This window comes from Amycolatopsis sp. NPDC003676 (genome assembly GCF_053587275.1).
In genome coordinates this window covers 1-23,297 of sequence record NZ_JBSFNS010000118.1, presented here as the reverse complement: position 1 = coordinate 23,297, position 23,297 = coordinate 1, and the positions used below count along the sequence as shown (strand labels likewise).

Sequence of the window (23,297 nt, the reverse complement as noted above, 5' to 3'; positions counted from 1 at the left end):
CCGCAGGCCCTCGATCTCGCCGTCCGACAGTCCCGCCAACTCGCGCAGCACGACGTCAGTGTCCGCGCCCAGCACCGGCGGCGTTCCCGGCAAAGATACGAAGCCGGTGTCATCAAAGCCCTATGAATCCACTCCACCTGCGTCCGCATCAAGTTCTCCGCAACCTCCTCAGCCTGCGGTGTCATGTGCGTCGCGCCCGCGAGCGGCAGGAATCCGTGCGCACGGCCCTTCGCCAGCAACGCCGACGAAAGCCGAAGCGCATGCGCCGGAAAGACATTGTCGTCAGCCAACCCGTGCACGATCAGCAGCGCCCGCTCGAGCGAACCAGCGCTCGCGATGAGCGAGTTGTGCTCGTAGCTTTCCGGTTCCTCGTCGGGCTTTCCGAGGTAACGCTCGGTGTAGTGGGTGTCGTACAGCGACCAGTCGGTGACCGGCGCGCCCGCGACTGCCGCGTGGAACACGTCCGGTCGCCGCAGCACGGCGAGCGCGGAGAGGTAGCCGCCGTAGGACCAGCCGCGGATCGCGACCCGTTCCAAATCCAACTCGGGGTGCGCCTCGGCGGCCGCGTGCAGGGCGTCGACCTGGTCGGCGAGCGTGACGTCGGCGAGCTTGCCGGCGATCTCCTTCTCCCACGCCGGTCCGCGGCCGGGCGACCCGCGACCGTCCACGACCAGCACGGCGAAGCCTTGGTCGGCGAGCCACTGCGGGGTCAGGAAAGCGTTGCGGCTCTGGAGAACCCGCTGCGCGTGCGGGCCGCCGTACGGGTCGAGCAGCACCGGCAGCTTGCCCTCGTCGGGCTCGTATCCGCGCGGCAGCACCAAAGCCCCGCGCAGCCGGCGTTCGCCGAGGGTGAGCCAGGTCAGGTTCGGCACGACCTCCGGGTCCACAGTGGACGATTCGATCGAACCCACCTCGATGCCGTCCCGCAGCACGGTCACCTTCGGCCCGCTGTGGTCGAGGCTCCACGAGGAAAGCACGGTGAGCGCCGCGCTGCCCGCACCGACGTGCACACCGTCCGTTGTGGACAGTCGGCCCACCGTGTCGCCTTCGGTGCGGTACAGGTGGATCTGCGTCGGGTCGGCTTCCGAAGCGGTGAAAAGGATTTCGTCGCCGACGTGCAGCACCATCCGCAGCTGCATTCCTGGCGGCGTGACGGGCTTGCCGTCCACGAGGAGCCGGTGATCGCCGTCCGCCGCGCTTTCGACCACCAGCTTGCCGTCCGCGGTCCACGCGGGCACGCCCTGGAAGATCTCGACCCAGTGCTCGTCGGTCTCGGTGTGCACTTCGGCGACCGAGCCGTCGGCCGGATCCAACGCGAGCACGGTGAGCTTCTTCTGATCCCTCGGCTGCACGGCCAGCAGCGGCTTGCCGCCCGCCGACCAGTGCACGGTGACGAGGTACTCCCAATCGCCTTGCTCCACGTCGACGCGGTTGCCGTCGAGATCCAGCACGGCCAGCGACACCTCGGCGTTCGGCGAGCCAGCCGACGGATACGCCACGACGTTCGCCGGCTGCTGCGGGTTCGCCGGGTCGCCGATCGTCCAGCGCGGCACCGGCCCGCGGTCCGCGCGCTCCACGATCACGCTGCATCCGTCCGGAGCCCACCAGTAGCCGCGCGTGCGGTCCATCTCCTCGCCCGCGATGAACTCCGCGAGACCCCAGGTGACGTCCTCGTTGTCCTCGCCGACGAGCACGCGGTCCTCGCCGGTGGCCAGCTCGATGACGCGCAGCCGACGCTCGCGCACGTACGCGACGTGCGTGCCGGTCGGGTTCGGCCGCGGGTCGATCACGGACCCGTCGACCAGGATGCGCGTCTCGCCGCTCGCGAGGTCAAGCGTGTAGAGCTTCCCCGAGAGCGTGAAGGTGACGACGGTGAACGCGTCGTCGACGCCGAAGGCCACCACGCCGCCGCCGGTCTCGCGGGCCCGCTCGCGGCGCGCCCGTTCCTCCGGCGGCAGGTCCTCGTCGCCGGATACCAGCTCGGCGGCGTCGATCAGCTTCGTCTCCTCGCCGGTCGCGAGGTCGAACGACCACAGGCTGTGCCGCGGATCGGTGCCGGTGGCGCTGCGCAGGAACAGCACCCGCGAACCGTCCGGGGCGACCCGGAACTGCTTGGGCGCGCCGAGGGTGAACCGCTGAGTGCGGGCCTGCTGGCGGAGGAACGGTACGTCGTCGAGAGCGAGATCGGTCACGACCAGCACTCTTTCAGATCATCAGCCGGGCACGCCAACACCCTGCAGCGCGGCCCGCTGCTCTTCGACGTCGTAGGTCGGCTCCGGGAACTGCGGGTCCATCTCGGTCAGCGTCTCGACCAGCAGCTCGGCGACCGCCCAGTTCCGGTACCACTTGCGGTCCGCGGGCACGACGTACCAGGGAGCGTGGTCGGTCGACGTGCGCTTCAACACGTCGGCGTACGCCTTCTGGTAGGCGGGCCACTGTCGGCGCGCCTCGATGTCCGACGGGTCGAACTTCCACCGCTTCTCCGGACGGTCCAGCCGCGCGGTGAGCCGGCGGAGCTGTTCTTCCGGCGAGATGTGCAGGAAGACCTTCACCACGGCAGTGCCGATGTCGGTCAGCTCCTTCTCGAATACGTTGATTTGCTGGTAGCGCTGCCGTCGCTCAGCGGCAGGGAGCTGACCGAGTACTCGCGGCACCAGAATGTCCTCGTAGTGCGACCGGTCGAACACGCCGAGGTGACCCGGTGTCGGGAGCTTCTTGCGGATGCGCCACAGGAAATCGTGCCTGAGTTCGGCGGCCGTCGGCTTCTTGAACCCGGCGTAGTGCACGCCCATCGGGTTCACCAGGCCGAGCACGTGGCCGACCGTGCCGCCCTTGCCGGAGGTGTCCATGCCCTGCAACACCAACAGCACGCTGCGCGAGCCGCCGCCGATGCCCTCCGCGTACAGCGCTTCCTGCAACCCGGCGAGCTGTTCCCCCGCGGACTCGAGTTTCTTGCCGCCCTTCGCCTTCTTCTCCGGCCCCACGGGCGACGAAGCCGGGTCCGGCAGCTCGTCGCCCGCCCGGAGCGCGTCGCGGACCCGGTTTCCGTTCTGCTGCTTCTTCGCCATCTCGGGACGATAACCGCACCGGCGGCCGAACCCGGGGACTTCTCCGCCGGTGCGGGCGGGTGTCATCCGGTCGAGCGAGCCGCGCAGCGAATCGCCGGTCAGCCCCCTCGATTGCGCAACGAACGACGGGGGAAAGCAACGTTTCCCGGCTGAACTCCCCGCGAACGGCCTCTAGCCTGAACGCATGACAGCGTCCGTCCAGCCTGCCGGCACCGCGCGTCCCACCTCCTCCGACGGCTTCATCGCGCTCGACGAGCAATGGAGCACGCACAACTACCATCCGCTGCCGGTCGTGATCGCCGAAGCCGAGGGCGCTTCGGTGACCGACGTGGCCGGCAAGTCCTATCTGGACTTCCTGGCCGGCTACTCCGCGCTCAACTTCGGCCACCGCAACCCCGAGCTGATCGCCGCCGCGACCGAGCAGCTGGGCCGCGTCACGCTCACCTCCCGCGCGTTCCACCACGACCAGCTGGGCCCGTTCTGCCGCGAGCTGGCCGAGCTGACCGGCACTGAAATGGTGCTGCCGATGAACTCCGGGGCCGAGGCCGTGGAGTCCGCGGTGAAGGTCGCCCGCAAGTGGGCCTACCAGGTCAAGGGCGTTCCGGCGGGCACGGCGGAAATCGTGGTCGCGGCGTCGAACTTCCACGGCCGCACCACCACCATCGTCTCGTTCTCCGACGACGAAACCGCGCGCGCCGACTACGGGCCTTTCACGCCGGGCTTCGTCCAGGTGCCTTACGGCGACGCTGAAGCGTTGAAGGCGGCCATCACGCCGCGTACGGCGGCAGTGCTGATGGAGCCGATCCAGGGCGAGGCAGGCGTCGTCGTACCGCCTGAAGGGTTCTTCGCCGCAGTGCGACGGCTGTGCGACGAGAACAACGTGCTGATGATCGCCGACGAGATCCAGTCCGGTCTCGCACGCACCGGCACCGTGCTGGCGTTGGAGCACGAAGGTGTCCGCGCGGACCTGTACACGCTGGGCAAGGCCCTCGGCGGCGGCATCGTCCCGGTGTCCGCAGTGGTCGGCAGCCGCGACATCCTGGGCGTGCTGAAGCCGGGCGAGCACGGCTCCACCTTCGGCGGCAACCCGCTGGCTTGCGCCGTCGGCCGCGCCGTGGTGCGGATGCTGCAGACCGGCGAGTACCAGAAGCGGTCCACCGAACTCGGTGCGCACCTGCACGAGCGGCTGGCGAAGCTGGTCGGCGACGGCGTTTCGGAGGTGCGCGGACGCGGTCTGTGGGCAGGCGTCGACATCGCGCCGGGCGGACCGACCGGGCGCGCGGCGTCCGAGGCGTTGGCCGGGTTGGGCGTGCTGTGCAAGGAAACGCACGACCGCACGCTGCGCGTCGCGCCGCCGCTGGTGATCACCGAGGCCGAATTGGACCGCGGGATCGACGCGATCGCTCAGGTCGTGCGCGGCTGACTCGGGCGGCTGGCTTGCTCGGTGACCGCCGTTTTCCGGGCGGCGGTCACCGGGTGGGCATCACCGCGACGGTCGATCCGTCCGGCGAGGCTGTCACGTCGATGCCGCGGCCGTACTCGTCCTGGACGGACGTGCTGAGGCTCCACGTGCCGTCGTTCTCCCGCAGCGCCACCGAAACCTTGTCGCGCGGGAAGCCGGGCATGCGCTCGTCCACCTTCGCGAGGATCGCGGGCAGCGCCTTCGGCGACAGCTCCGACAACGCGAACAACGGCGCGCCCGGATCCGGCTGAATCGGCGAGGGCCGGTGTTCGACGAGACGTCCGCGCCGCCAGTCGCAGTCGTCCGAAGTGCCCGGGCCAGGTACCTGGAACTCGACGTGGTCGGTGCGGATGATCGCTTCGTACGCTTCCTGACGGCCGCTCACCTTGATCAGCAGCGCGGCGACCTCTCGGAAACCTTGCTCAGTGAACGCATCCGTCGTAAGCGCCGGGACGCCCTTCGCGTCCGCGACCAGCTCGCGGTTGCTGTCCTTGCCGGACCAGACGGTCATCGTGATCCCGACGTCCTCGCGGCTGATGCGCACGCGCGCGTCCGCCGGGTCTCCTCCGAAGCTCGCGACGAGGCCAGGTATCGCAGCGAAATTGACGTCGCTTGCAGAGAATTGCTTCTCCGGCGCGCTGGTGCTGGACGAGTCGCGTTTGACCGTGCCGCCGCGATAGCTGAGATACGCGCCGGGAATTGTGGCTCGCAGCTGGTCCGATTCCACTGTCAGGTCTTCGAAACGCTCGCTCTCGGCGGACAGTTTCGCCACGCCAGTACGTAGATCGTCCGCGCTGAACAGATCCGGTGGGGAAAGCAGCCGACCGACGACGTCGTCGCGGATCGGCACCAACAACGCCGCCGCGATGACGACGGCGCTCACTTCTGTCATCGCCAGCCGTCCGATGGCCTTCCCTTGCCGCGCTTCAGGTTCCGGCGTGCGATCCTCTCCGATGATCCCAACTTGCCATGGCCGGTCACTCCACTCTCGCGGCGGGTCGGCATCCACCACGACCACACCGGGATGCCGCGGACTGTGCTTGACCACGACGACAGTGCCCGGCTGGTACGCGGCAGAACGAAGCGGATGGATCAGCTCCCGGGCGGTCGCCCTATACGCAGTCTCATTCAGCGGCGCGACGACGAGCTTCAGTTCGGTGACGTACGCGTCGTTGACCTGCGTCCCGGTCGTTTTCAGTCGCTCGATCTTGGCGAGCGCGCGGTCGCCGTGCTGCTGGACGAAACGCATGCCCTGCGGCGAGGCGGTTCCGCGCAGCGAGCGGGCGGTGCTGGCGAGCGTCAGCACCAGGATGGTGAGACCGAGACCGATCGACGCGGCCGCGAGGTACCAGCCGTAGCCGAGGACGAACCCGCCGACGATGCCCGCGATCGCGAGCCCGAGCGGCAGCGCGTACACCAGCCGCAGGAACCGGATCAGCCGGATCGCCGGAGACCGCCGCGGTTCTGGTGAATTGAGCACAATCGGGGTGTTTACTGCACTCCGCGCGAAGCCACCAGGCGGGGGTCAGGCCGACGTCACCTCGACGCCGCTCAGCCCGGTGTTGTCCTGCTGCTGCCCGTCGCCGCCCGGCACGGTGGGGATGTCGCCGGTGCCGAGGCCGGACAGGTAGAGCCCGGCCTCAACACCGGCTTCCGCGGACTGCCGCTTGCGGCGCGCCGTTTCGATCCTCGTCACCACCACCTCGCGGGCGCCGCCGGGCAGCCGCACCACCGCGTTCGCGCCGACCTGGACGATGCCGTCGACGACCGTGCCGGTGACCACGACTCCGCGTGTCGGGATCTGGTAGATCTCGGAGATCCGGAAACGGAACGGACCGGACGGGGTTTCAGCCGGACGGCGCGAGAACAACGACATGGGACAAGCATCGCATCACGGCGATTGCGCGGCTTTCACCGGCTGGCCGCCGTGTGGACCGCCGCGGCCAGCCGGTCGTGTTCCGGATAGGACCAGGTCGCGGAGAACTGCCGCCGGGTGTACCCGAAAGCGATGCCGCTGCGCGGGTCCACGAAGGACTCGGATCCGGCGGATCCGTTGTGCCCGAACGCCTTCGCGCTGAGGAACGGATACCGCAGCCCCTTCGCCTGGAACCCGAGCGCGTACTGGCCCGCGTCGCCGGTCACCAGGTCGCGGCCGGTGGAATGGAGCATGGCGAACTCGCCGAGCGTGCCGGGTTCGAGCAGCGGCGGCCGTCCGTCCAAACCGGACACGGCAGCCGCGTACAGCCCGGCCAGCCCGCGCGCGCTGCCGACCCCGCCAGCGGAAGCCTGCCCCAGCGCCCGCACCCGGCGAGTGTTGACGAACGCCACCTGATCGAGCGGCGGCGTCGAGTCGAGCCCGTAGCCGATGCCGCCCAGGCTGAGCGGCCCCGGAACGTACGCCTGAAACGCCGCCAGTTCCTCCGCGCTCGCCTCCCCCGCCAGCACCTCGCGGTACCGGTGCTCTTCCTGCTCAGGCAGCCCGAGGTACAAGTCGAGTCCGTACGGCTCGCGCACCCTCTCCTCGAAGTGCTCCTGCACCGACCGCCCGGTGGCCCGCCGAACCACCTCGGCAACGATCGAGAACCCGGCGAATCCGCTGTAGCCGTATGCAGATCCCGGTTGCCAGAACGGCCGCTGCCCAGCCAGCCGTCGAGCAATCACCCGGTCGTCCGCAAGTTCCTCGGCGGACAGCCCTCCGTCCGCCCCGATCACTCCGGAACGGTGGCTCAGCACGTCTCGCACCGTGATCCCGCCCTTGCCCGCGGCAGCGAACTCCGGCCAGTGGCGCGCGACCGGCTCGTCCAGGTCAAGAACGCCGTCCTGCACGAGCAACGCCACCACGAGCGTCGTCGCACCCTTGGTCGAGGAGTAGACGCCGGTCAACGTCTCCCCCGTGACGTCGCCCGCCCAAAGATCGACCACCAGCCGCCCGCGCACGCGGACCGCCAACTGCACGCCCGCACTCGCCTCGGCCGCCGTGGCGAACTCGTCGCGGACCGCCTCGAAGCCGTCCGCGACTGTGCCTTGGATTTCGATGTCCCCCATGGGTTCTTGTCCCTCCGATCGTCAGTTGTCGAAAGGAGGACCCGCGCGCGGCGGTGAATGTGACTAGGCTTCGCTTCGTGACCGCCAGGCGGACTCTCGCCCTCTTCGCCGCGCTCTGCGCGCTCGCCACGCTTGTGCTGGGACTGCTCGTCGCGCCCTACGCACCGGGCACTGTGGACCAATGGGCCGACAGGTCCGCCTCGAGGCTGAGCCCGGGCTTGCTCAACACGCTCGTGCTGCCCACCGAGCCGTACGTGCTCATTCCCGCCGTCGTCGTCATCGCCGGAATCTGCCTCTACCAACGCTCTCGACGCGACGCACTGCTCGCTGTAGCAGGCCCGTTCCTCGCCATCGCCCTTAACAGCTGGGCACTGAAACCCGTCTTCGATCGCTGGAAAGAAGGCACGCTCGTCTACCCGAGCGGCCACACCGTCAGCCTGGTAGCCGTGCTCACCGTCGTAGTACTGCTAGTCCGCTTCAAGGCGATCGCCGTCGCAGTGGGCGCGGTGCTGGTCGCTTGTGCCGCCGTAGGCATGATCGGCCTCGGCTACCACTACCTCACGGACATCGCCGGCGGCGTCTGCTTCGCCGCCGCCGTGGTCACCGCGTTGCGGGCGGCGCTGTCACCGCGTCGCGCGCCAGAGCCGTCAACCGGCTGATCGCGCGCAGGTATTTCTTGCGGTAGCCGCCGTTCAGCATCTCCTCGCCGAACAGCTCGGGCAGCGGCACGCCGGACACGACCACCGGAATCGCCCGGTCGTACAACCGGTCCGCCAGCGCGACCAGCCGAAGCCCGACCATCTGGTCCGGCACCGGCGTCACGTGCTTGAGGTGCACGCGCCGCACCCCGTCGAGCAGCTTCCCGTACCGCGAGGGATGCAGGCGCTCGAGATGCGTCATCAACGCACTGAACTCGTCCACAGTGGACCCTTCGTGCGCGGCCGCCGAGACGTCGATCTCGTCGTCCCCGACCGGCGGCGGCGCGTCCGGCAGCCCGCGGTGCCGGTAGTCCGGCCCGTCGACCCGCACGACGCCGAACCGCCGCGACAACGCCTGGATCTCGCGCAGGAAGTCCTCCGCCGCGAACCGCCCCTCGCCCAGCTTGTCCGGCAACGTGTTGGAGGTCGCCGCGACGTAGACGCCCGCGTCAGTGAGCTCCTGCAGCAACCGGCTGACCAGCGTGGTGTCGCCGGGGTCGTCGAGTTCGAATTCGTCGATCGCCAGCAGCCGATGCTCGGACAACCGCGCGACCGCGTTGGCGAACCCCAACGCGCCGACGAGGTGGGTCAGCTCGACGAACGTCCCGTACGCCTTGGGTCCCGGAGTCTCATGCCAGGTCGAGGCGAGCAGGTGGGTTTTGCCGACGCCGAACCCGCCGTCGAGATAAAGCCCCATCGGCCCGTCCGGAATCGCCGCCCCGCCGCCGAACAGCGACCGCAGCCGGGACTTCTTGGCCTTCGCCGCGCCGATCCGCGAAGCGAACGCGGAACACGCCTCGACCGCGGCCGCCTGGCTGGGCTCGTCCGGGTTGGGAAGGTACGTGGAAAACCGAGCCTCGCCGAACCGCGGCGGCGGCACGAGGGACGCGATCAGCTCGTCGGCCCCAAGCTCGGGAAACCGGTCGGTCAGCGCAGCTGCGGGCATGGTGGAAGAGCCTATCCGCCCCGTTGCGGCGGGTTCGGCTTGCCTCGGTGCCGCCGAATGCGGCAAATCCCCTGGTCGGATCCACCTTCGGCCGCGCGCAGGGCGGGCGAGGCGGGGTGCGTGTGGCGACTGTCACCGAGCGGCCGCGCTGGTCCGGCGGCGCGTGGCTGACCCGGCGGCGCGGCGGAGAGTCGACGCGAGCGGCGAAGCGGCTGACCCAGCGCCGCGACACTGGACTGAGCTGCGGCAGCGGCCCGGTGCAAATGGCGAACCGGCTGCCCCAGCGCCGCGACACCGGGCTGAGCTGCGGCACCAGCCCGGTGCAAATGGCGAAGCGACTGACCCAGCGTCGCGACACTGGGCTGAGCTGCGGCACCGGCCCGGTGCAAATGGCGAACCGGGCCGAGCGGGGTCGATCATCGGTGCCCGAAGGCCCGAGACGCAGTGCGGTGAACTTGGGGCACCACCGTCGCCAGCGCAGGACGGGAGTTCGGTTGCCGCCTCGCTGGCCGCTTGCCAACTCACCCGTTCGAGGGATGCCGCGTGAGTTTTCGCCCGGTCGGGAGGTCCTTGGGGCGAGTACGTTTCCGGCGCCGCGGGCCGCTCGCGGTGACACTGGACGCGCTATGTCCGCATACAGGGAGCGAGGAACCATGCCGACCCCGAACCGGCCCGATGTGCCGACTGCTGTTTCGTCTGCCGCGCTGACTTCGGTCGAGCAGACGGACACCGCTGGGCGCACCACGATTTCGTCGCTGGTCGTGCAGAAGATCGCGGCGCTTTCGGCGCGCGAGGTCGCCGGAGTGCACGCGCTCGGCGGCGGGGTCTCGCGGGCGATCGGGGCCATCCGGGACCGCATCCCGGGCTCGGGCGCGACCTCCACCGCGGGCGTTTCGGTGGAGGTCGGCGAGAAGCAGGCCGCGATCGACCTCGACGTCGTCGTCGAATACGGCGCTCGGATCGCGGAGGTCGCCCGCGACGTCCGGCGCAATGTCATCACCGCGGTCGAGCAGATCACCGCGCTCGAGGTGATCGAGGTCAACATCTCGGTCAACGACATCCACCTGCCCGGCGAGGAGGACGAACCCGAGTCGAGCCGGGTCGAGTGACCAGTCAGTCGCCAGTGCGTCGGCGCACTCAGGTTGTCCCGTGGACTCGACACCGCGTCGGTCCTGGCGGCCCAGGTGCGCCAGCGCTGCGGCGCTGAAGCCGAAACGCTTCGGACCGCACAGCCAGGCCGGACGGACTAGCGGCAGCGCGCCAGCTCCGGAAATCCCGAAGCACGCGCATGCCGAAGCCGCCCCGGCCGCGAACGCACCGCCGTGCCAGTCACGGAACCGCTAGCCGCAGCACACCGCACCAGCTGCGAGCCCCAGTACCGCAGAACGTCAGATCAGGCATCAACCCAACGCACCGCAGCACGCAATCCCAGGAGGGCGCACGTTGAACGCAACGCAGACCGGGATCCTCGCCGGGCTGATTCTCGGCCTGGCCGCCACTCAGGGGTTCACCGCGTTTCTGGTGACCTTCGCGGTCGGCATCATCGGGCTCGTGGTCGGCCGGGTCCTCGACGGCGAACTCGACCTCGGCGACCTGTTCGGGAAGGGCCGAGACAAGTGACCAGGGCGGTCGAGGCAGGGCCGTCCCGCAGCGATCTTCCGGAACCCGCCGAGCGCGGTTCGCTGACCATCGCCCAGGCCGTGGTCCGCAAGGTCGCGCAGCACGCCGCCGACCAGGTGCCCGGGACGATGTTCACCGAGCGCCGCGTCGCCGGCGTCAGCACCGGGACTTCCGGTGCGTCCGCGAAGGTCGGCGGTTCGGACAACGACGTCGAGCTGTCCCTCGACCTCGCGCTGCGCTATCCGGCACCGGTGCGGGAAGTGACCGGGCAGGTGCGCGCCAAGGTCGTCGAAGAGGTCGAACGCATCACCTCCTATCACGTGCGTTCGGTCGCGGTGACGGTCACCGCACTGCTGCCGGACGTGCCGCCGAGGGTGCGATGATGCGCGTCCTCGTCCGTCTTCTGTCGACACTGCTCGGCCTGGCCGTCGCGGCCGGCGGCGCGTTGCTGGCGCTCGAGGTCGGCTGGGCCTGGTGGCAGCCCGGCAAGGGACCGCTGCTCGTGCCGTGGCCGCGGTGGAAGACCGCGATCGCCGAGCTGGACTGGACCAGCACGCCGGTGCGGATCGCCGCCGGGATCGCGGTGCTCGCTGGGCTCGTGCTTCTGTTGCTGGCGCTCGGTGCGGGCGACCGCGCGGTGCGGATGACCGACCCTGCCGACGGCATCACGGTGAGCACCTCGCCGCGAGCGCTCGCGCGGTTGGTCGGACTGGCGGTGCGCGCGGAGGACAACGTGCGCGGCGCGTCCGTGACGGCCAGCTCTCGCAGGGTGCGCGTGCGCGCGACGAGCCGTCTCGAAAACGAGGAACAGCTGCGGCCGCGGCTCTTGGAGACCGTATCCGGGGTGCTGGACGATCTCCCGCTGCAGCGCCGCCCGAAGGTGTCTGTGGTCGTCGACTCTCCGAAGGACCGGTGATGAGTGCTTCCGCGGCGCGTCGCGCGCAAGGTCGTTCGTACGGTGCCGAGCGCACGCTGACCTCCCTGGTCGGCGTGCTCGGACTGCTGGCTGGCGCCGGTGCGCTGGTGGTCGGCATGGGGTGGCTCGGGCAGTTCCGCGGGCACCGGCCGGTGCTCGATCCGATCGCGGTCGGCTGGCTCGGCGACCATGTGCTGTACGCGCGGATCGGCGCGGTTGTGCTCGGGGTACTGCTGCTGGTGTTCGGGCTGTGGTGGTTTTTTCGTTCGCTGCGCCCGGAACGCCGTCCGGACCTGAAGCTCGACGAGACGATCGGCTCGGAGCTGACCGTCACCTCCGGGGCGCTGGCCGGAGCCGTGCAAACGGACGTGGAGAGCGTTGACGGGGTTACCCGGGCGCGCGTCCGCTCGGTGGGCACGGTGGCCGAGCCGGCGTTGCGGATCGCGCTCTGGCTGGCCGAGGGCACGGAAGTCCGGCGGGTGTGGGAAGACCTCGACTCGTACGTGCTGACCCGGGCCAGGGAATCGCTCGGCGTCGAGACGCTGCCGACCGCGGTGCGGCTCGAACTCGACACGGCCGGCTCGGCACGCGTGCGCTGATCCCGCGTTTCGCCCAGAATGCCCGCATGGCCCTCCCTGTGCAGGCACCGATCAAGCCCATGCTGGCGAAGCCGGCGAAAGCGATCCCCGATTCCGGCGGCCTGCTTTTCGAGCCGAAGTGGGACGGGTTCCGCTGCCTGGTTTTCCGCGACGGCGACGAGATCACCCTTCAGTCGCGCGCGGAGAAGCCGCTGAACCGGTACTTCCCGGAGGTGCTCGCCGCGCTGCGGGACTCCTTGCCGGAGCGGGTCGTGCTCGACGGCGAACTCGTGGTGGCCCGCGACGGCAAGCTCGATTTCGACGCGCTGACCGAGCGCATCCACCCGGCGGACAGCCGCGTGCAGTTGCTCGCCGAGCAGTCGCCCGCGCAGTTCGTGGCTTTCGATGTGCTCGCGCTGGGCGACGAGTCGTTTGTGGACGAGCCGTTCTCGACCCGCCGCGAACGGCTCGAGTCGCTGCCGGGCATCGCGCTGACGCCCGCGACGACGGATCCGGAGACCGCGCGGCACTGGTTCGAGCTGTTCGAGGGAGCCGGGCTGGACGGCGTGATCGGCAAGCCGCTGGGCGAGCCGTACTCGCCGGGCAAGCGGGTTTTGTTCAAGTACAAGCATTCCCGCACCGCGGACTGCGTGCTGGCGGGTCTGCGCTGGCACGTGGACGGCGAACCGGGCGAGGCGGTCGGCTCGTTCCTGCTGGGCCTGTACGACGACAACGGGCTGCTGCACCACGTCGGCGTGGTCGGTTCGTTCCCGGTCGCGCGTCGCCGCGAGCTGGCGCAGGAGCTGGCCCCGCTGATCACTGACGGCGAAGGACATCCGTGGCTGGGCGACGCGGTCCGCGAGGGCCAGCGGATCCCGGGCGGCATCACGCGCTGGCGGTCGAAGGAACAGCCGTGGGTGCCGTTGCGGCTGGAGCGCGTGGTGGAGGTTTCGTACGAGCACACGGAGGGCGGCTATCCGTCGCGCTTCCGGCACACCGCCCAGTTCGCGCGCTGGCGGCCGGACCGGGAGCCGTCGTCGTGCGGCTACTCGCAGCTGGACGAGCCGGCGCGGTACGACCTGTCGGCGGTGTTCCGGGGCGAGGTCGTGCGGACCCGCTGACCGGGCCGCCCGGACACGCCGCAGGGCCCGCTCACTGGCTTCCCACACCAGGCGTGCCAAGCTCGTCAGAGAGTTCCGCCGAGCAGACGTGAGGACCAGCCCGTGCACCGCCGTTCCCCCAGCCGTTCCCGTTCGCGCGCCCGGCTGGCGGCGGCGACGCTGGGAGTGCTCCTGCTGGCCGGCTGCACCAGCGGGCCCTCCGTGCGGCCCGCGGTGATCGACAACGACGGGCGCGCCACCACCGCGCCGCCCCCGAGCGCCGCCGCGGTGCCGCTGCCGCCGCTGGCCGAGCCCAAGAAGTCCGCTCTGCGGTGGGCCAACTGCGACGCGGACACCCGGCAGCGGATGGCCGCTCCGGCGCTGCCCGATTCGCTGCACGTCAGCTGCGCGCGCCTGACCTCCCCGCTCGACGCGCCCGACGACTCGCAGCATCTGCTCGCCCGCGTCCTCGTGCTCAAGGCAGGCGACGGCCCGATCCCGCTCGTGGTGGTCAACGACATCGGAGGCGAGCCGGGGTCGCTGTTCGCCGCGCGCCTGGCGACGAAACTGCCGCCGGAATTCCTCAAGAAGTTCTCGCTGATCGGCGTGGACCGGCGCGGCACCGGCCTGTCCGGCGGAGTGCAATGCGTGCCGCTGGAAGTGCGTTCCGACCTGCTGGGCGCGGACCCGGCCGAGGGCGGCCTCGGCGAGGTGCTCGACGCGGCTCGCCGGGCAGGCCAGCAGTGCGCGCTCGATCTCGACACCGCGCAGACCGCGCTGGACAGCTGGCGCACCGCCGGAGACCTCGACCAGCTGCGCAAACAGCTGGGCCTGGACCGGCTGAACGCGCTCGGCCGCGGCGACGGTTCGAAGGTGCTTTCGGAGTACGCGGTGCGCTATCCGGCGCAGGTGGGCCGCATGGTGCTGGACGGCATCCCGGACCCCGGCGCCGACCGAGCGGCCGTGCTCGACGCGGTGGCCGCCGGCGCCCAGTCGACGTTCGATGCCTTCTCCGCCGACTGCGCCGCCCGCAACTGCCCGATGGGCGATGCGAAAGCCGCGCTGAAGACGGTGACCGACCGGCTCCGTACGTCCCCTGTGGACACTGACGACGGCGTGACGATGAGCCCGGGCGTGGCGACCTACGCGGTGTACCAAGGACTCGCCGACCGGTCGAACTGGCCCGCTCTCGCCGACGCGCTGAACGCCGCGAAGAACGGCGACATCACCGCGCTGGCCGGCTTCGCGAATCCGATCGTCGCGGACATCCGCGGACGCACGTCGCGCATCGGCGGCACCATCGCGACCCGGTGCAACGACTCGACCACCCGGCTGCCCGCCGATCAGCTGGACCGCGCAGCTGCGGCGATGCGCGCGAAATACCCGCAATTCGGTGCGGCGGTCGCTCAAGAACTCGCCTGGTGCGGCGCTTGGCCGGTCCGCCGCGAGGCGCTGCCTCCCGCCGGCGCGCCCGGCGCCCCGCCCATCCTCGTGGCCGCCACCGCCACCGACCCGGTGACGCCGCAGATCGGCACCACCCGGGCCGCGGATCAGATGCCCAGCGCCGTGACCGTCACCTGGCAGGGTGTCGCGCACGGCGCGGTCGGCCAGTCTCCCTGCGTCACCTCCGCCGCTCAGTCCTTCCTGATCGACGGCAAGATCCCGGACAACGGCACTCTCTGCCCCGCCTAGAGATCGGTCGTTCTTCCTCCTGCGCCTCGCGGTTTCCGCGGCGACGCAGCGGCTGAGCGAGGCCATCCGACCGAGACAGCGCTGCCATCCCACGCGCAGCATCCGGCCGAGTCGTTCGCCCCGCTGTGGTCTGAGGTGGCGGGACCGGGGCTGCCCCGCCGAAGTCGTTTCGAACACCCCATCAGTATCTCGAACACCTGTTCGACAGTGCATCACTCGACCCGGCCGGATTACCTCACCCGCCCGAGCAAGCAGATATCACCGCGAGTGCCGAAAACCGCGGCAGCGAACCGAATTCCGCCACTCGCGGCCGGGAACCCGGCAAGCCAGGCCGCCCCAGCCCGTCCTAACGGGACACAGCAGGACTGGCCGCCGCCCAGGCCGCCTCGATCATCCGGAACACCTCGTCCACCGCGGCCTCCGGATCGGCCGCCTCGCGAGCCACCGAATAGGCGTCGACCACGAACCGGGCGATCGCGCGACACGCCGTCGGAGTCCGCCCGAGCCCGGGATCGGCCGCCATCGCCGCCGCCAGCGACTCCGCGTGCCGCAGCCGCATCGATTCCTCGTACCCCCGCAGCGCGGGCGATCCGTCGATCATCCGCCAGACCGGCGCGACGCTGTCCGCCGTGCAATGCCGCACCAGAGCCTGGATCTCGCCCCGCAACGCCGGGATCAGCGGCTCCGCGGGCTCCCGCCCTTCGACCGCTCCCCGCAGGTTTTCTTCGAAGTTCGAGTCCTGCTCGAAGACCAGCGCTTCCTTCGAGGCGAAGTGCGAGAAGACCGTGGTCACCGCGACATCAGCTTCGGCTGCGATGTCCCGGATGCCCACCTCGTCGTACCCGCGCTCGAGGAACAGCCGGAGCGCGGTGTCGGCGATCTTCTGGCGGGTCGCAGCCTTCTTGCGCTCGCGCCGCCCGGACGGCTCACTCATCCGCGGATGCTATCAGCCACAAAACCTGGCCGATAACCAAAAGCTAACGGTTAGCTTTTAATCAGGCGGAGAGCTACTGCCGGTACCCCTCGACCTCGCCGACCGAACGCACCGAAGCCTCGTCCGGGTCGTCGTCGAACTCGACGCGGGCCCGCCGCTGCCGCAGCAGGTCCCAGCACTGGTCGAGCTCCTCTTCGGCGCGGCGCAACCGCTCGCGGTCGTCCGAGGACAACCCGACGCCGATCGCCCGGTCGCGCAGCTCCTTCTCCTCCGCGATCAGCTCGTCGATCCGCCCCAAGATCCCGTCAGCCACATCAACCTCCAAGACAGCGTCGGACACCCACCAGGACGCTACCGCGCCCCGGGGAATTCCCCACCCGGCTCGTTCGTTGAACCACCCATGAGCACAGTGGAACTGACCGCGGACAACTTCGACCAGACCGTGACCGACAACGAGTTCGTGCTGATCGACTTCTGGGCAAGCTGGTGCGGCCCGTGCCGCCAGTTCGCACCGGTGTTCGAGAAGGCGTCGGAAAAGCACGGCGACATCGCCTTCACCAAGGTGGACACCGAAGCCGAGCAGCAGCTCGCCGCGGCGTTCAACATCCGCTCGATCCCGACGCTCGCCGTGATCCGCGACAAGACCCTCATCTACTCCCAGCCCGGCGCCCTTCCGGAAGCCGCGCTGGAGGACCTCATCCGCCAGGCCCGCGAGGTCGACATGGACGAGGTGCGCAAGGCCGCCGCCGCGCAAGAAGCCGAGCAGGCCTGAGCCCAGCCACCGCAGGCGCGTTATCCGGGGAAACAACGAAGGCCCGGCACCCACCAGGGTGCCGGGCCTTCGTTGTCGTTCAGGACCGGGTGACGAGCCCGCGCAGGAAGAACGCGAGGTTCGCCGGCCGCTCAGCCAGCCGCCGCATGAAGTAGCCGTACCACTCGTCGCCGCAAGGCACGTACACGCGCATCGTCTCGCCCTCGCCAGCAAGCCGCTTCTGCTCCTCCGGCCGGATGCCGTAGAGCATCTGGTACTCGTGGTCGCCGGCCGTGCGCCCGGCGTCGGCCGCGAGCTTGCCCGCGATCGCGATCATCCGCGGGTCGTGCGAGGCCACCATCGGGTAGCCCTTGCCCGCCATCAGGACGCGCAGGCAGCGCACGTAGGACTTGTCCACTTCGGACTTGTCCTGGAACGCCACCGATTCCGGCTCGGCGTAAGCGCCCTTGCACAGCCGCACGCGCGACCCGGGACCGGACAGCTCGCGGCAGTCCTGCTCGGTGCGGTGCAGGTATGCCTGCAGCACCGCGCCCACCCACGGGTACTCGGCGCGCAGCTCGCGGAGGATGCCGAGCGTCGAGTCCGTGGTGGTGTGGTCCTCCATGTCGAGCGTCACCGTCGCGCCGACCGCGTCGGCCGCCGCGCAGATCTTCCGCGCGTTCTCGAGCGCGACGCCTTCGCCGTCGCCCGGCAGGAACTGCCCGACCGCGGACAGCTTCACCGAGACGTCCGCGCCCTTGGCGAGGCCCTGTTCGGACAGCGCCGTCAGCAACTCCTCGTACGCCTGCACCGTGGCGGTGGCCTGCGCGGCGTCAGTGGTGTCTTCGCCGAGGTGGTCGATGGTGATCTTCCGGCCGTCGGCGGCCAATTCCCGTGCCGCGCGCACGGCGTCGGCGGTAGCCGAGCCGGACACGAACCGGCGCACTACGGACCGGGTGACCGGTACCGCTTCGATCAGCGCACGCATCCGCTGCGAACGAGCGGCGGCGAGCAACGGGGCACGCAGCATGGCGGTGTCTCCTTCTCAGCCCTGGTGCGGGTAGCGCACGGAGGTCGGCGGCACGAACGTCTCCTTGATCGAGCGGGGGCTCGTCCAGCGGAGCAGGTTGAAGACCGAACCGGCCTTGTCGTTCGTGCCGGAGGCGCGCGCACCGCCGAACGGCTGCTGGCCGACGACGGCACCGGTCGGCTTGTCGTTGACGTAGAAGTTGCCCGCGGCGAACCGCAGCGCCTGAGACGCCTTCGCGACAGCTGTGCGGTCGTTCGCGATCACGGCACCGGTCAGGGCGTACGAAGCGGTCTCGTCAACCAGCTTCAGCACGGAGTCGAACTCAGCGTCTTCGTACACGTAGACCGACAGGATCGGGCCGAAGTACTCGGTGCTGAAGATCTCGTGCTTCGGGTTCGTCGACACGAGGACGGTCGGCTGCACGAAGTAGCCGACGCTGTCGTCCGCAGTGCCGCCGACGAGGATCTCGACCTCGCTGTCGTTCTTAACGCGCTCGAAGAGCGAGGCGTGCTTGTCGAAGGCGCGACGGTCGATCACGGCACCGCCGAAGTGCGACAGGTCGGTCACGTCGCCGTAGCTGAGCGCGGCGGTCTCGGAGGCAAGGCCGTCCTTCAGCTGCTCCCAGATGCTGCGCGGCACGTACGCACGCGAAGCGGCGGAGCACTTCTGGCCCTGGTACTCGAAGGCACCGCGGACAAGCGCGGTGCGAAGCACGTCGATGTCGGCCGACGGGTGCGCGAGCACGAAGTCCTTGCCGCCGGTCTCGCCGACGAGACGCGGGTAGCTGCGGTAGCCGGCGATGTTCGCGCCGACAGTGCCCCACAGGTGCTGGAAGGTCGCGGTGGAGCCGGTGAAGTGGATACCCGCCAGATCGCGGTGCGTCAGCGCGACCTCGGAGACGGCCTTGCCGTCGCCCGGCAGCAGGTTGATCACGCCCGGCGGCATGCCGGCCTCTTCGAGCAGCCGCATGGTCAGGTGCGCGGCGAAGCTCTGCGTCGGCGACGGCTTCCACAGCACGGTGTTGCCCATCAGGGCGGGCGCGGTGGGCAGGTTGCCGGCGATGGCGGTGAAGTTGAAGGGCGTGATCGCGTACACGAAGCCCTCGAGCGGACGGTGCTCCATCCGGTTCCACACGCCCGGCGAGCTGACCGGCTGCTGGTCGAGGATGCTGCGGCCGAACTCGACGTTGAAGCGCCAGAAGTCGGCGAGCTCGCACGCGGAGTCGATCTCGGCCTGCGTCGCGGTCTTCGACTGGCCGAGCATGGTGGCCGCGTTCAGCGTCGCGCGCCACCGTCCGGTCAGCAGGTCGGCGGCGCGCAGCAGGATGGCCGCACGGTCGTCGTAGGACAGCGCGCGCCACTCCGGAGCGGCCTTCGCGGCGGCAGCGATCGCGTCGCTCGCGTCCTGCTTCGTGGCGCTCTGGATGGTGCCGAGGACGTGGCCGTGGTTGTGCGGCTGGACAACGTCGATCTTCTCGCCGCCGCCCGCGCGCTGCTCGCCGCCGACGGTGACCGTCAGGTCGACGGGACCGGCCTGACCCAGTTTCTTCAGCGCACCCTCCAGCTCGGCGCGCTCGGCGCTGCCCGGCGCGTACGTCAGCACCGGCTCGTTCTTCGGGGCGGGGGTCTGGGTCACGGCGTCCACGGCGGCTCCCTCGTTGGCTTACTCGTCGGTTGCCCGAAAGATAACGCTGCGCGGCGTTCAGGGGTTTGTTCAAGCGGCTAGAATCGCCCATATGGTTTTGTCCGATCGGCCTACGCGATGACGACCGCTGAGCCCTTCGCCGGCGCCTCGCTGCGGCACGTGCTCGCGACCCTCGGCGAACCGCTCGTGCGGGTCCTCGTCGCGCCCCGCGGACTGGGCGTTCCGGTGCAGGACGTGGTGATCCTCGACCCCGAAGACCCGCCCGAACCCCACCCCGGCGATCTGGTCCTGGTGATCGGCGCGCGGGGCCGGTCGGCGGCCGCGGCGATCCGAGCGGCCGGACGCGCGGGGGCGGCCGCGGTGGCGGTAAAGGGCGAAGGCGGCACGGACGTCGCGGCCGACGCTGGCGTCGCGCTGCTGACCGTCGGCGCGGAAGCCCGGTGGGAGCAGGTCGAGGCCCTGGCGCGGGGCGTGGTCGACGCGGCGCGCGCGGGCGGCGAAGCGGAAACCGGCGAGGTGCTCGGCGACCTGTTCGCGCTGGCCCAGACGGTCGCGACGCTCACCGGCGGCCTGGTCAGCATCGAGGACACCGCGAGCCGCGTGCTGGCGTATTCAAGAGCTGGCGACGAGGTCGACGAGCTGCGGCGGTTGTCGATCTTGGGCCGCGAAGGGCCGGAGCGATACCTCGCGATCCTCCGCGAATGGGGCGTCTACCAGCGATTGCGGGCCGGCGAAGGAATCGTGCGCGTGGACGAGCGCCCGGAACTGGGAATTCGCCGCCGCATCGCTGCCGGGATCCACGCCGGGTCGCAGCCGCTCGGCACGATCTGGGTGCAGGAAGGCGCGCAGCCGCTGACCGAACAAGCCGAGGTCGCCCTGCTCGGCGCGAGCCGAACCCTTGCCCCGCAACTGATCCGCGCGCGAACCCTGCCCGATCCGCAACTGCGGCTGCGCGAGGATTTGCTGGCCGGACTCTTGGAAGGACGCGTCGACGCCGAATCCGTCGCGGACGACATCGGCGCCGATCCAGCTCGCCCAGCGCAGGTGCTGGCGTTCACGCTCTCCCGACAGGAGTCCGCCGCAGCTTCGAACCGGTTGCTGCGTCGAGCCGAACTGGTGCACCTGATCGCGGTACACACTGCGGCTTACCGGAGGACTGCGCTCGTAAGCGTCCTTGGCGGCCGGGTGTACGCGTTGCTCCCGGATCTGCCGGAACACTCGGATGCTCCCGTGCTGGCGTTGGCGAAGGAAATCGTTGGTGCGGCACGGAAACACCTCGACGCACCCGTCCGCGCCGCGCTCGGCGGAATTGTGCCGAGGCTGTCCGACGCAGCGTTGTCGCGTGGCGACGCCGACCGGGTGCTGGTGGCGATGACCCGCGGGCATTGGCCGTCCGACGTCGCGTCGCTGGCCGACGTCCGGGCCGATGTGTTGTTGTCAGAAGTGTTGTCCTACTTGGGAGATCAACCTCGCCTGCGCGATCCCCGGCTCGCCGAACTGCGCGCGCACGACGCCGACCACGGCGACATTCTGGTGCCCGCGGTGCTGGCGTACCTGAACGCTTTCGGTGACGTCCGCACAGCCGCACGCTCACTGAACATCCACCCGAACACCGTGCGCTACCGGGTGCGCCGGGCGTCGGAGGTGTCCGGGATCGATCTGACTGATCCGGCGCAACGGCTGCTCACCGAACTGTTGCTGCGACTGTAAAACCGGATGCCGAGGAGGTTCGTGATCGCTAAAGTGCCGTCGTGGACCTCTTCTTCCGCTCCTGGAACGCGCTTCAGAACGCCGTGAAATCGCTGGAAGGCGGGCAGTGGCTGGCCCCGTCGGGCTGCGCCGGCTGGGTGGTGCAGGACCTGGTGTTCCACCTGGTCATCGACGCGCAGGACATCCTGATCACGCTCGCGACCCCCTCCGAAGCCGAGCCGACGCACACCACCGCCCAATACTGGGAAATCGGCACCGACCTGCCGACCGGCATGGACGAAGAAGGCCTGTTCACCCGACGCGCGGCCGTCAGCTACGGCACCACCGCCTGGCTGGCGCACCACTTCGACGACCTCGCCCAAGCAGCCGGACGCGCCGCGAAGCTGGCGGACCCGGCGTCGAAGGTCGAAACCCGCGACTACGTGCTGACGGTCGCGGACTATTTCGAGACCTACGTCGTGGAAGCCACGCTGCACCACCTGGACCTGGTCATGCATCTGTCCGGAGTGGACGGTCCAGACGCGGACTGCCTGGCAGCGACCCGCCGGACGGTGGAGACCGCGCTGGGCTCGCCCCTGCCGTCGGCACTGGACGACCAAAGCGCACTCCTCGTGGCGACCGGCCGCCGCGCCGCCACCGAGGACGAAAAAACGGCGCTCGGCTCGTTGGCAGAGAAGCTGCCGATCGTCCTCGGCTAAACCGAAAGCCGTTCCGCCGCAGTCAACTCAGCAAGCGCGGCAAACGATTCGACGCGCGCGGCCGGGTCGTAAGTGCTGGTGCTGATGAGCAACTCGTCCGCCCCCGTCGCGGCGACCAGGTCATCGAGACGTTCGCCGACCTCGTCCGGAGTGCCGCTGATCTGCCCGGCCAGCGTGTCGTCGAGCCGACGGCGTTCCCGATCAGTCATCGGCAACGCCAGAATCTCGTCCGCAGGCGAAAGCGGCGGGAACACGCCATGGCTGCGCGAGTACACAGTGGACCAAGCCTCGGGCACCAGCAGCCGCCGAGCCTCCGCTGCGGTGTCCGCCACCGCGACCGCTGTCGACACGACGACATAGGGATCGTCCACATCGGACCGGAACGTATCGCGGTACCGCGAAATCGCCTCCGCCATCGCACGCTGACCGTGCGCCGGAGCGATCACCAGCGGCAGCCCCAACGCCGCAGCGAGGTCCGCGCCCGCACCAGTCGCGAGCAGAAACACCGGCACCGACAGCCCCTCGGCCGGGATCGCGTGCACCCCGTCGTGCTCGCCGCGGAAGAACGCGAGAAGCTCGCGGACCTGGCCGTCGAAGCCGTCGGCCGCGTCCTTGCCCTGCCCGAGCGCCCGCCGCACCGGCTCGATGAACCCGACCGAACGCCCGATCCCGAGGTCGATCCGCCCTGGGAACAAGGACTCCAGGATCCCGAACTGCTCAGCCACCACGAGCGGTTGGTGATTGGGCAACATCACGCCACCGGACCCAACGCGGATGCGCGAAGTCGCAGAGGCAACGGCTGACGCGAGCACCGCGGGCGCGGACCCGGCAACCCCAGGCACGCCATGATGTTCGGAAACCCAAAACCGGTGGTAGCCAAGCTTCTCGATGTCCCGCGCGAAGGCGACGGTGTCCCGGATCGCCTGCGCGGTCCCCCGCCCTCGCCGCACGGGCGACCGGTCCAGCACGGAAATCGGAACGTCCACATTCAGGCCAACGCCGTCCGCACAGCCCGAATTCCCGCGCCGACGTCTGTGAGGGCCACCCTCACAGACTCTGATTCCCTCAGGGTTCCCCTCACGACCCGCAGCAGTCCGTGAGGGGCTCCTTCCGTGAGGGGCTCCTTCACGGAATCAGATTCCCTCAATGAGCCCTTCACGGACCACCGCCACTCGCTCGCCGCCGCGATGCGCCCCAATGTGGCATTGGGTGCATGCGACGCACCCAATGCGGCGTTCGGTGCATCTGACGCACCCAATGCCACATTGGGGCGCTAGCCCCCGCCCGAAACCGCAGCCGATGCACCCAAATCGAGGCACCCACACCACCCCCCGCACCCCGATACGAAGCCAAAAACGCGGACGGCGGGTGCTTGTCAAGGCATCTTTCCCGCCTTGACAAGCAC

General features: G+C 69.9%; 23 protein-coding genes. 12 read left to right on the top strand and 11 right to left on the bottom strand.

Features of this window, described 5'->3' with window-relative positions; all coding sequences use genetic code 11:
* Together ACWDNU_RS38610 and ACWDNU_RS38605 are read right to left on the bottom strand one after the other, a co-directional pair.
* Positions 1 to 2,192 (bottom strand): prolyl oligopeptidase family serine peptidase (locus ACWDNU_RS38610; RefSeq protein ID WP_449672493.1); only part of this gene is annotated, 2,192 nt, incomplete at its 3' end.
* 21 nt (positions 2,193 to 2,213) lie between these two features.
* Positions 2,214 to 3,068, bottom strand: a complete 855-nt coding sequence (locus ACWDNU_RS38605; protein ID WP_449672492.1) for a PPK2 family polyphosphate kinase — start codon at positions 3,066 to 3,068, stop codon at positions 2,214 to 2,216.
* Between the two features lie 184 nt (positions 3,069 to 3,252).
* Here ACWDNU_RS38605 and rocD point away from each other — a divergent pair, with 184 nt between their 5' ends.
* Positions 3,253 to 4,491 carry an ornithine--oxo-acid transaminase gene (gene rocD, locus ACWDNU_RS38600; protein ID WP_449672491.1) on the top strand — a complete coding sequence of 413 codons (1,239 nt, stop codon included), beginning with the start codon at positions 3,253 to 3,255 and terminating at the stop codon, positions 4,489 to 4,491.
* Between the two features lie 46 nt (positions 4,492 to 4,537).
* On the opposite strand, the gene ACWDNU_RS38595 is transcribed toward rocD, so the two are convergent.
* From ACWDNU_RS38595 to ACWDNU_RS38585, 3 genes are read right to left on the bottom strand one after another with little or no spacing between them, the layout of a single operon-like run.
* Positions 4,538 to 6,010, bottom strand: a complete 1,473-nt coding sequence (locus ACWDNU_RS38595) for a hypothetical protein (protein ID WP_449672490.1) — start codon at positions 6,008 to 6,010, stop codon at positions 4,538 to 4,540.
* Positions 6,011 to 6,055: 45 nt separating this feature from the next.
* Entirely contained in the window at positions 6,056 to 6,406 is a 351-nt protein-coding gene (locus ACWDNU_RS38590; protein WP_449672489.1) for a hypothetical protein, read from the bottom strand.
* A gap of 35 nt (positions 6,407 to 6,441) precedes the next feature.
* Positions 6,442 to 7,575: a serine hydrolase domain-containing protein gene (locus tag ACWDNU_RS38585; RefSeq protein WP_449672488.1), complete on the bottom strand. Its 1,134-nt coding sequence runs from the start codon at positions 7,573 to 7,575 to the stop codon at positions 6,442 to 6,444.
* A gap of 77 nt (positions 7,576 to 7,652) precedes the next feature.
* Here ACWDNU_RS38585 and ACWDNU_RS38580 point away from each other — a divergent pair, with 77 nt between their 5' ends.
* Positions 7,653 to 8,234, top strand: a complete 582-nt coding sequence (locus ACWDNU_RS38580; RefSeq protein ID WP_449672487.1) for a phosphatase PAP2 family protein — start codon at positions 7,653 to 7,655, stop codon at positions 8,232 to 8,234.
* Here ACWDNU_RS38580 and zapE read toward each other — a convergent pair.
* Positions 8,176 to 9,219, bottom strand: a complete 1,044-nt coding sequence (zapE, locus tag ACWDNU_RS38575; RefSeq protein WP_449672486.1) for a cell division protein ZapE — start codon at positions 9,217 to 9,219, stop codon at positions 8,176 to 8,178. The two genes, ACWDNU_RS38580 and zapE, sit on opposite strands and share 59 nt — an antisense overlap.
* Positions 9,220 to 9,872: 653 nt before the next feature.
* Between zapE and ACWDNU_RS38570 the strand changes: the two genes are divergently transcribed.
* From ACWDNU_RS38570 to ACWDNU_RS38540, 7 genes are all read left to right on the top strand, one after another.
* A complete protein-coding gene (locus tag ACWDNU_RS38570; RefSeq protein ID WP_370938827.1) occupies positions 9,873 to 10,328 on the top strand; it encodes an Asp23/Gls24 family envelope stress response protein in 456 nt (151 codons plus the stop codon).
* 334 nt (positions 10,329 to 10,662) lie between these two features.
* Complete coding sequence (locus ACWDNU_RS38565; protein ID WP_009075692.1) at positions 10,663 to 10,839, top strand: hypothetical protein; 177 nt, start codon at positions 10,663 to 10,665, stop codon at positions 10,837 to 10,839.
* On the top strand, positions 10,836 to 11,222 hold the full coding sequence (locus ACWDNU_RS38560; protein ID WP_344267437.1) for an Asp23/Gls24 family envelope stress response protein: 387 nt from the start codon (positions 10,836 to 10,838) through the stop codon (positions 11,220 to 11,222). Before ACWDNU_RS38565 ends, ACWDNU_RS38560 begins: the two co-directional genes overlap by 4 nt.
* Positions 11,222 to 11,755: a DUF6286 domain-containing protein gene (locus ACWDNU_RS38555; protein WP_449672485.1), complete on the top strand. Its 534-nt coding sequence runs from the start codon at positions 11,222 to 11,224 to the stop codon at positions 11,753 to 11,755. Before ACWDNU_RS38560 ends, ACWDNU_RS38555 begins: the two co-directional genes overlap by 1 nt.
* Positions 11,755 to 12,354: an alkaline shock response membrane anchor protein AmaP gene (locus tag ACWDNU_RS38550; RefSeq protein WP_449672484.1), complete on the top strand. Its 600-nt coding sequence runs from the start codon at positions 11,755 to 11,757 to the stop codon at positions 12,352 to 12,354. Before ACWDNU_RS38555 ends, ACWDNU_RS38550 begins: the two co-directional genes overlap by 1 nt.
* A gap of 26 nt (positions 12,355 to 12,380) precedes the next feature.
* On the top strand, positions 12,381 to 13,454 hold the full coding sequence (locus tag ACWDNU_RS38545; RefSeq protein WP_370938831.1) for an ATP-dependent DNA ligase: 1,074 nt from the start codon (positions 12,381 to 12,383) through the stop codon (positions 13,452 to 13,454).
* A gap of 102 nt (positions 13,455 to 13,556) precedes the next feature.
* Positions 13,557 to 15,125 carry an alpha/beta hydrolase gene (locus tag ACWDNU_RS38540; RefSeq protein WP_449672483.1) on the top strand — a complete coding sequence of 523 codons (1,569 nt, stop codon included), beginning with the start codon at positions 13,557 to 13,559 and terminating at the stop codon, positions 15,123 to 15,125.
* 346 nt (positions 15,126 to 15,471) lie between these two features.
* On the opposite strand, the gene ACWDNU_RS38535 is transcribed toward ACWDNU_RS38540, so the two are convergent.
* Both ACWDNU_RS38535 and ACWDNU_RS38530 read right to left on the bottom strand, forming a co-directional pair.
* On the bottom strand, positions 15,472 to 16,059 hold the full coding sequence (locus tag ACWDNU_RS38535) for a TetR/AcrR family transcriptional regulator (RefSeq protein ID WP_449672482.1): 588 nt from the start codon (positions 16,057 to 16,059) through the stop codon (positions 15,472 to 15,474).
* A gap of 73 nt (positions 16,060 to 16,132) precedes the next feature.
* The gene (locus tag ACWDNU_RS38530; RefSeq protein ID WP_182890496.1) at positions 16,133 to 16,372 is read right to left on the bottom strand and encodes a DUF2630 family protein; all 240 of its coding nucleotides are present in this window, start codon (positions 16,370 to 16,372) and stop codon (positions 16,133 to 16,135) included.
* Between the two features lie 87 nt (positions 16,373 to 16,459).
* Between ACWDNU_RS38530 and trxA the strand changes: the two genes are divergently transcribed.
* Complete coding sequence (gene trxA / locus ACWDNU_RS38525; RefSeq protein WP_116205014.1) at positions 16,460 to 16,831, top strand: thioredoxin; 372 nt, start codon at positions 16,460 to 16,462, stop codon at positions 16,829 to 16,831.
* Positions 16,832 to 16,910: 79 nt separating this feature from the next.
* Here the strand turns inward: trxA and ACWDNU_RS38520 are convergent, their stop codons facing one another.
* Both ACWDNU_RS38520 and pruA read right to left on the bottom strand, forming a co-directional pair.
* On the bottom strand, positions 16,911 to 17,840 hold the full coding sequence (locus tag ACWDNU_RS38520; protein WP_370938835.1) for a proline dehydrogenase family protein: 930 nt from the start codon (positions 17,838 to 17,840) through the stop codon (positions 16,911 to 16,913).
* 15 nt (positions 17,841 to 17,855) lie between these two features.
* Positions 17,856 to 19,484, bottom strand: coding sequence for an L-glutamate gamma-semialdehyde dehydrogenase (gene pruA / locus ACWDNU_RS38515; protein WP_449672481.1), 1,629 nt, complete (start codon positions 19,482 to 19,484; stop codon positions 17,856 to 17,858).
* Between the two features lie 117 nt (positions 19,485 to 19,601).
* Here pruA and ACWDNU_RS38510 point away from each other — a divergent pair, with 117 nt between their 5' ends.
* Positions 19,602 to 21,194 carry a PucR family transcriptional regulator gene (locus ACWDNU_RS38510; protein ID WP_449672480.1) on the top strand — a complete coding sequence of 531 codons (1,593 nt, stop codon included), beginning with the start codon at positions 19,602 to 19,604 and terminating at the stop codon, positions 21,192 to 21,194.
* Between the two features lie 41 nt (positions 21,195 to 21,235).
* Positions 21,236 to 21,892 carry a maleylpyruvate isomerase N-terminal domain-containing protein gene (locus ACWDNU_RS38505; protein WP_449672479.1) on the top strand — a complete coding sequence of 219 codons (657 nt, stop codon included), beginning with the start codon at positions 21,236 to 21,238 and terminating at the stop codon, positions 21,890 to 21,892.
* Here the strand turns inward: ACWDNU_RS38505 and ACWDNU_RS38500 are convergent.
* A complete protein-coding gene (locus tag ACWDNU_RS38500; protein ID WP_449672494.1) occupies positions 21,889 to 22,884 on the bottom strand; it encodes an MsnO8 family LLM class oxidoreductase in 996 nt (331 codons plus the stop codon). The two genes, ACWDNU_RS38505 and ACWDNU_RS38500, sit on opposite strands and share 4 nt — an antisense overlap.
* Positions 22,885 to 23,297: the final 413 nt, after the last annotated feature.

What these genes read in the sequence shown, in the direction of transcription:
- ACWDNU_RS38590 (WP_449672489.1), bottom strand. Translation starts at nt 6,406, where the DNA reads ATGTCGTTGTTCTCGCGCCGTCCGGCTGAAACCCCGTCCGGTCCGTTC.
- ACWDNU_RS38535 (WP_449672482.1), bottom strand. Translation starts at nt 16,059, where the DNA reads ATGAGTGAGCCGTCCGGGCGGCGCGAGCGCAAGAAGGCTGCGACCCGC.
- ACWDNU_RS38545 (WP_370938831.1), top strand. Translation starts at nt 12,381, where the DNA reads ATGGCCCTCCCTGTGCAGGCACCGATCAAGCCCATGCTGGCGAAGCCG.
- zapE (WP_449672486.1), bottom strand. Translation starts at nt 9,219, where the DNA reads ATGCCCGCAGCTGCGCTGACCGACCGGTTTCCCGAGCTTGGGGCCGAC.
- rocD (WP_449672491.1), top strand. Translation starts at nt 3,253, where the DNA reads ATGACAGCGTCCGTCCAGCCTGCCGGCACCGCGCGTCCCACCTCCTCC.
- ACWDNU_RS38550 (WP_449672484.1), top strand. Translation starts at nt 11,755, where the DNA reads ATGAGTGCTTCCGCGGCGCGTCGCGCGCAAGGTCGTTCGTACGGTGCC.
- ACWDNU_RS38510 (WP_449672480.1), top strand. Translation starts at nt 19,602, where the DNA reads ATGACGACCGCTGAGCCCTTCGCCGGCGCCTCGCTGCGGCACGTGCTC.
- ACWDNU_RS38520 (WP_370938835.1), bottom strand. Translation starts at nt 17,840, where the DNA reads ATGCTGCGTGCCCCGTTGCTCGCCGCCGCTCGTTCGCAGCGGATGCGT.
- ACWDNU_RS38570 (WP_370938827.1), top strand. Translation starts at nt 9,873, where the DNA reads ATGCCGACCCCGAACCGGCCCGATGTGCCGACTGCTGTTTCGTCTGCC.
- ACWDNU_RS38555 (WP_449672485.1), top strand. Translation starts at nt 11,222, where the DNA reads ATGCGCGTCCTCGTCCGTCTTCTGTCGACACTGCTCGGCCTGGCCGTC.
- ACWDNU_RS38585 (WP_449672488.1), bottom strand. Translation starts at nt 7,575, where the DNA reads ATGGGGGACATCGAAATCCAAGGCACAGTCGCGGACGGCTTCGAGGCG.
- trxA (WP_116205014.1), top strand. Translation starts at nt 16,460, where the DNA reads ATGAGCACAGTGGAACTGACCGCGGACAACTTCGACCAGACCGTGACC.
- ACWDNU_RS38605 (WP_449672492.1), bottom strand. Translation starts at nt 3,068, where the DNA reads ATGGCGAAGAAGCAGCAGAACGGAAACCGGGTCCGCGACGCGCTCCGG.